Genomic DNA, 5,842 nt, shown 5'->3' with positions numbered 1-5,842 from the left:
GATAGAAAATCTTAATGGAAAGATTAGAAAATACACAAAAAATAAGCTCTCATTCCCAACAGATGAAGCTGTTATGAAATCCGTGTTTTTGGCACTAAATGAAAGTACTAAAAAATGGACAATGCCTATTAGGAACTGGGGCATTATACTAAATCAATTTTTAGCTATATTTGAAAACAGGATTAAACTATAAATAATCTAACCCTGAAATTTTGAACTTACACAGATTTTAGGATAGTGTCGTTTTGGGCGTTACCACAAGGGGCGGGCTTTCCGCTATATCTTTTTAAAACTTCAGTTTATCAGCAAAAACGATACTAATTTCCAATGTTTAATTCATTCCATATATTTCGCATTCAAGTTTTAAAAAGGATGTCGCTGCAATCCCTAACGCACACAACCTGTCAAATTATTTCTTTTCCAAAAGGTTCGTGTTCGTTTGCAGCTAGTGCCTAAAATAAACTATACAGTTTATTGCAACATCATTGCAAGGAACGATGCAATGTGTAAGTTGTTTTCAAAGCGTTTGGTATATCAACTTATTTATACTGCTAATAAAACTACCTTCTTTCTCATTTTTTACTTGCGATAATTAATTACATTTACCAAAGACTACCTCTAAAATGCTAAGAAAAAATAAAACTAGTTTATAGATTAAAAATGAGTATATGCGGTTTAACTTAATACCCCTATTTTTAGTTGTAACTGTTACGGCTTATTCTCAAAAAGTTACAATTGAAGACATTAATAAATATGTTGATCATATTGATTCTTGCACTAATTTGAAGTTAATTGAGTACGATTGGTGTAAAGTAACCGGAAGTCAAATTAACCAACAAGTTGTATTAAGAGTTTGGAAATCAGAAAACCAAATTGTAAAAATTGAAGAACAATTTGATGCTTCTTATGGCAACTATTCAAGAGTTATTTATTTAAAAAAAGATAAACCAATAAAAGGTCTTGAAATAGAAGAAAATTTCGCAATTAAAAATAACCAAATTGATTATTCGAAATTAAATGTTCAATTTAAAATGGAAGTTTTTGTAACGGGTTTTAATAAAATAATAGGAGAATTCGAGTTTGAGGTTAAAGAAGAAGGAATAAGAAACCTTACAGAATCATATAGCGATTTAAATAGCCTTTTCAGCATTTTAAATGAAATAAGCAACTTATAAGAACGAGCATCAATCGCCCTCATAATTAATAATTCCTATGCCATCATCAACAAATAATTGCTAGCATAGTTTCAATTATTGCGTCATAATTGTAACTTTGATTTCGTAAAAATACATAGAATATGAAGTTAGTAATATCGCCAGCAAAGTCCTTAGATTTTGAAACTAAGTTACCAACAAACCAGTATAGTAAACCGCAGTTTTTAAACCATTCGGAGCGTATAAATAAATTGCTTAAAAAGAAATCAGCCAAAGGTTTATCCGAACTTATGCGTATTTCTGATGCCTTAGGTCAATTAAATTATGAACGTAATCAGTCTTGGGCGTTACCATTTTCAGCAGATAATGCACGTCCTGCAATGTATGCCTTCAGTGGTGAAGTTTACCGAGGTTTAGATAGTTATACAATTCCTGAAGATGCTCTTGAAAGGGCTCAAAATACCATACGAATTATTTCAGGTTTGTACGGACTCTTAAAGCCGCTAGATTTAATTCAGCCCTACCGCTTGGAGATGGGAACAAAATTCCCGGTGGGTAAAAATAAAAACCTATATGAATTTTGGCAAAAAACCATCACGAAAGCTCTAAATGACGAATTGGAAGCCAACGAAGTGTTCTTAAATTTAGCAAGTAATGAATACTTTAAAGCAGTGGACACCAAAGCCTTAAAAGTACCCGTTATTACGGCTAATTTTAAAGACTTTAAAAACGGCGAATACAAAATGATTATGACGTTTGCAAAACAAGCCCGTGGTTTAATGGCTCGCTATGTAGTAGATACTAATGCGAAAACCATAGATGATATTAAGGCATTTAATTATGAAGGCTACAATTTCAGCGAACCGATGTCAACTGAAAATGAACTAATTTTTATTAGATAAGTTTAAAGTTTACACCTACTTAACAATAGCCTTTTTGTCAATACTAATTTTGGTTTCTACAGATGGTTTCTTCTTAATTCTTGGGCGTCTAGCTCCAAAAGTTCCTCTGTTAATTTTTCCACGTTTAGTTTTTTTATCTCCTTTTCCCATAATTTATAAATTTTAGAATAAAATACGAAAAATGGAATTGGTATGCAAATTACTTAAAAACCAAAATTAGTTTTGCACTTCTTCTTTCCAGTTATTTAAAAATTGTTTTAATTTATCAAATTGAGAATAATAGAAGGTAAACCACACTAATAGCCATAGCATAAAACCTAAAAAGAAGAATAAGCCAGATTTTGTGTCGTATAATGAAATAATTAAACTTGTAATAATTCCTGCTATTAAGTTTATCACTATGGCATTTTTAATTTTTGATGGAATAATACCAGTTAAAAAATTCCAGCCTATCAATTTATTGGTCATTTCAACACCATCAGGATTTGAAAAGTCTATTAGAATTTTCTGAGAAAAATCGATGTCAACTATCAATTCGTTTTGGCGCTTTTCGTAACTGTAATCAAACTTTTTTAGAAAATCTTCTACTGTTTCAAGTTTCATCTGTTTTATGCTTTGGTTGAGTAATAAATTTAAAGTATCAATTGTAATTTCTAATTAACGGAATGTTAAGGTTTTGTAATGATTTTTAAGGTGTCCCAAGAGTTTCTCATTTATTATTAGAATACCTAAATTTGATTGGTTTGAATTTTGCGCAACTTTCATACATTTGAAAAAAACACATTTCCAGTGAACCCCGAAAATTTTACCACGTTTTTGTTAGAAATAAGTCCGATGCCAATTCGAGTTTTTCAAGCCTCCATTGAAAACCCGAATTACATTCCGCTTAATTTGTCAGTAACTAATACAGATTTACAGTTGGTGGATATCACCTCTTCTTCAGAGCTAGATCACTACATTACGAAACACATAAATGCCCATCATGGCCAAATTGCTTTTGGAGGTTACAATGAAACTCGAGCCATTTATAAGCGCAGTAATCATTTCAATTCAGAATTGGAAACAGAACGAAATATTCATATCGGAATCGATTTGTGGTGTAGAGCTAATACACCTGTTTTTGTGCCATTAGATGCCACTGTGCATAGCTTTAAAAACAATACCAATTTTGGCGATTACGGCCCAACTATTATTCTAAAACACGAGGTTAAAGGGGAAGTTTTCTATACTCTTTATGGGCATTTAAGTTTAGATTCTATTCGAGATCTTAAAGTTGGACAATCTTTTAAACAAGGCTTCCAATTGGCAACTTTGGGAAGTGCTGAAATTAATGGGGATTACCCACCACACTTGCATTTTCAAATAATCAGAGATATTGAGAATTATAAAGGTGATTATCCTGGAGTATGTAATAAAAAAAATTTAGATTTTTTCCTAAAGAACTGTCCAAATCCTAATTTACTCTTGAAGTTAGAGGTGTAATAATGTAAGTTGGCATTAAAAAAAACAGTGACATTATGACATTTTGTAAATAATGGCAGTAATTTTGCCAAACAATTAAAGTATTTGTATAAAAATTTAGATGCAGCAATGAGTAAAAAGGAAAACACAAACGATATAGAAAAAGAGCAATTAGACGCTGTTGAGAATGAAACGGTTGAAGTGCAAGATCAAGTGGTTGAGGAACAATCAGTTGAAGAGAAGCTTCAAGCGGAAGTAAAGCAGGAAAAAGATAAATTTTTACGTTTATTTGCGGAGTTTGAAAATTATAAAAAGCGTACGTCAAGAGAACGTATTGAGTTGTTTTCAACAGCGAGTGAAGATGTTATCAAAACATTACTGCCAATTCTTGATGATTTTGAGCGTGCACTAAGTCATATTGACGAAGATAAAGAAGCGGAAGCTTTACGTAAAGGGGTATTATTAATTTATAACAAATTGGTAAGTACACTTGAACAAAAAGGACTTAAAGTGATAGCTGTAGAAAAAGGTGATGCGTTTAATGCGGATAACCACGAAGCTATTACTCAAATCCCTGCTCCAACCGATGATTTAAAAGGTAAGATTATCGATGTAATTGAAAAAGGATATAAACTAGGTGAAAAAGTAATTCGTTTCCCTAAAGTTGTAATCGGGCAATAAAACTTAAAGATGGCAAAAAGAGATTATTACGATATATTAGGTATTAGTAAAGGTGCTAGTGCTGCCGAAATAAAGAAGGCTTACAGAAAAAAAGCAATAGAACATCACCCTGACAAAAATCCAAACGATAAGGATGCAGAGGCTAAATTTAAAGAAGCAGCCGAAGCTTATGAAGTTTTAGGTGATGCTGATAAAAAAGCACGTTACGACCAATTCGGACATCAAGCCTTTGAAGGCGGTGGCGGTTTTGGTGGTGGTGGCATGAATATGGATGACATATTCAGTCAGTTTGGCGATATTTTTGGCGGAGGCGGCTTTGGTGGCGGTTTTTCTGGTTTTGGCGGTGGTGGCCAACGTCGCGCCAAAGGTAGTAACTTACGTATTCGCGTAAAACTAACCTTAGAGGAAATTGCTAATGGTGTCGAGAAAAAAATAAAAGTAAAACGTAAAATTCAAGCGCCTGGAACCAGCTATAAAACATGTTCTACATGTAATGGATCAGGGCAGGTAACCCGTATTGCAAATACCATTTTAGGTAGGATGCAAACTTCGGCACCTTGTAATGTGTGTGGTGGTGCTGGACAAACAATTGATAAAAAACCTGCCGATGCCGATGCGCAAGGGTTGAAAATTTCCGAAGAAACAGTTTCAATCAAAATACCAGCTGGTGTTGTAGATGGTATGCAACTTAAAGTGTCTGGTAAAGGTAACGAGGCACCTGGAAATGGTATTTCGGGAGATATTATTGTTGTTATTGAAGAAGAACAACATGATAGTTTACAGCGAGAAGGTGATAACTTGCATTACGATCTTTACGTGAGTTACCCAGACGCTGTTTTAGGTACTTCTAAGGAAATAGATACGGTAACAGGAAAGGTGCGTATAAAAGTGGAAGCAGGTGTGCAATCCGGTAAAATATTGCGCTTACGTGGTAAAGGAATCCCTAGTATTAATGGCTATGGAAGAGGAGACTTATTAGTACATGTAAATGTTTGGACGCCTAAAACACTAAACAAACAACAACGTGAGTTTTTTGAAGCGATGCAGGATGATGAACATTTTTCTCCAAAACCTGATAGTACAGACAAATCTTTTTTTGAGAAAGTAAAAGATATGTTTTCTTAAAATAATTATGAAAAGAAATAGTATGTTGTCTATTATTTTTTTAAAAAGTTCCTGTTCAATTTTAACAGTTTTTAGAAAAAAAAACATATATTTGGTTTATCACTAATTAACCTTAGTGGTAATTTTTCTTTTTCATAGCAATTTTTTTTCCCATCCTTAATATTTTTAAGGGTGGGTTTTGTTTTTATATGACATAGGTCATAAAATATGCCTAATTCATATAAGTTCACGCATAACATTTAATATATTTACAAGCTTCAATTCAATAAGAAACAAAATGAGTCGTCTATTTTTGAATTTCGATTTCTAATAAATCATAAAAACGGATGCACCATGTGTCCTTTGAAAAAAAAATAGAAAATACCACATGAACCATCCATAACAAAAACTTAATGTCTTACTAAAATGATTAAATGGATGCACCATGTATCCTTTGAAAAAAAAATAGAAAATACCACATGAACCATCCATAACAAAAACTTAATGTCTTACTAAAATGATTAAATGGATGCACCATGT

General features: G+C 32.7%; 8 protein-coding genes. 6 read left to right on the top strand and 2 right to left on the bottom strand.

Annotated elements, in window-relative coordinates:
* The 3 genes from ABYI63_RS17120 to yaaA form a co-directional block, all read left to right on the top strand.
* The coding region (locus tag ABYI63_RS17120; RefSeq protein ID WP_372758081.1) for a transposase at positions 1-193 on the top strand (193 nt) is incomplete at its 5' end.
* A 475-nt stretch (positions 194-668) separates the two neighbouring features.
* Positions 669-1,175 carry a hypothetical protein gene (locus ABYI63_RS17115; RefSeq protein WP_372758080.1) on the top strand — a complete coding sequence of 169 codons (507 nt, stop codon included), beginning with the start codon at positions 669-671 and terminating at the stop codon, positions 1,173-1,175.
* Between the two features lie 122 nt (positions 1,176-1,297).
* A complete protein-coding gene (yaaA, locus tag ABYI63_RS17110) occupies positions 1,298-2,056 on the top strand; it encodes a peroxide stress protein YaaA (protein WP_372758079.1) in 759 nt (252 codons plus the stop codon).
* Between the two features lie 15 nt (positions 2,057-2,071).
* Here the strand turns inward: yaaA and ABYI63_RS17105 are convergent, their stop codons facing one another.
* Both ABYI63_RS17105 and ABYI63_RS17100 read right to left on the bottom strand, forming a co-directional pair.
* Entirely contained in the window at positions 2,072-2,206 is a 135-nt protein-coding gene (locus tag ABYI63_RS17105) for a 30S ribosomal protein THX (protein WP_372758078.1), read from the bottom strand.
* A 66-nt stretch (positions 2,207-2,272) separates the two neighbouring features.
* A complete protein-coding gene (locus tag ABYI63_RS17100; RefSeq protein WP_372758077.1) occupies positions 2,273-2,659 on the bottom strand; it encodes a hypothetical protein in 387 nt (128 codons plus the stop codon).
* Between the two features lie 186 nt (positions 2,660-2,845).
* Between ABYI63_RS17100 and ABYI63_RS17095 the strand changes: the two genes are divergently transcribed.
* The 3 genes from ABYI63_RS17095 (at position 2,846) to dnaJ (ending at position 5,323) form a co-directional block, all read left to right on the top strand.
* Positions 2,846-3,538 (top strand): peptidoglycan DD-metalloendopeptidase family protein, encoded by a 693-nt coding sequence (locus ABYI63_RS17095; protein WP_372758076.1) that lies wholly within the window; start codon positions 2,846-2,848, stop codon positions 3,536-3,538.
* Between the two features lie 108 nt (positions 3,539-3,646).
* Positions 3,647-4,198 carry a nucleotide exchange factor GrpE gene (locus tag ABYI63_RS17090; protein ID WP_372758075.1) on the top strand — a complete coding sequence of 184 codons (552 nt, stop codon included), beginning with the start codon at positions 3,647-3,649 and terminating at the stop codon, positions 4,196-4,198.
* Between the two features lie 9 nt (positions 4,199-4,207).
* Positions 4,208-5,323, top strand: coding sequence for a molecular chaperone DnaJ (dnaJ, locus tag ABYI63_RS17085; protein WP_372758074.1), 1,116 nt, complete (start codon positions 4,208-4,210; stop codon positions 5,321-5,323).
* Positions 5,324-5,842 lie beyond the last annotated feature (519 nt).

The sequence above is a fragment of the Mariniflexile sp. genome (genome assembly GCF_041583155.1).
Classification (GTDB): domain Bacteria; phylum Bacteroidota; class Bacteroidia; order Flavobacteriales; family Flavobacteriaceae; genus Mariniflexile.
The sequence above is the reverse complement of the archived record's forward strand: the minus strand, read 5'-3'. Positions and strand labels throughout refer to the sequence as shown.

Coding starts and splice junctions, on each gene's coding strand:
- dnaJ (WP_372758074.1), top strand. CDS start 4,208: ATGGCAAAAAGAGATTATTACGATATATTAGGTATTAGTAAAGGTGCT.
- ABYI63_RS17105 (WP_372758078.1), bottom strand. CDS start 2,206: ATGGGAAAAGGAGATAAAAAAACTAAACGTGGAAAAATTAACAGAGGA.
- ABYI63_RS17100 (WP_372758077.1), bottom strand. CDS start 2,659: ATGAAACTTGAAACAGTAGAAGATTTTCTAAAAAAGTTTGATTACAGT.
- yaaA (WP_372758079.1), top strand. CDS start 1,298: ATGAAGTTAGTAATATCGCCAGCAAAGTCCTTAGATTTTGAAACTAAG.
- ABYI63_RS17115 (WP_372758080.1), top strand. CDS start 669: ATGCGGTTTAACTTAATACCCCTATTTTTAGTTGTAACTGTTACGGCT.
- ABYI63_RS17090 (WP_372758075.1), top strand. CDS start 3,647: ATGAGTAAAAAGGAAAACACAAACGATATAGAAAAAGAGCAATTAGAC.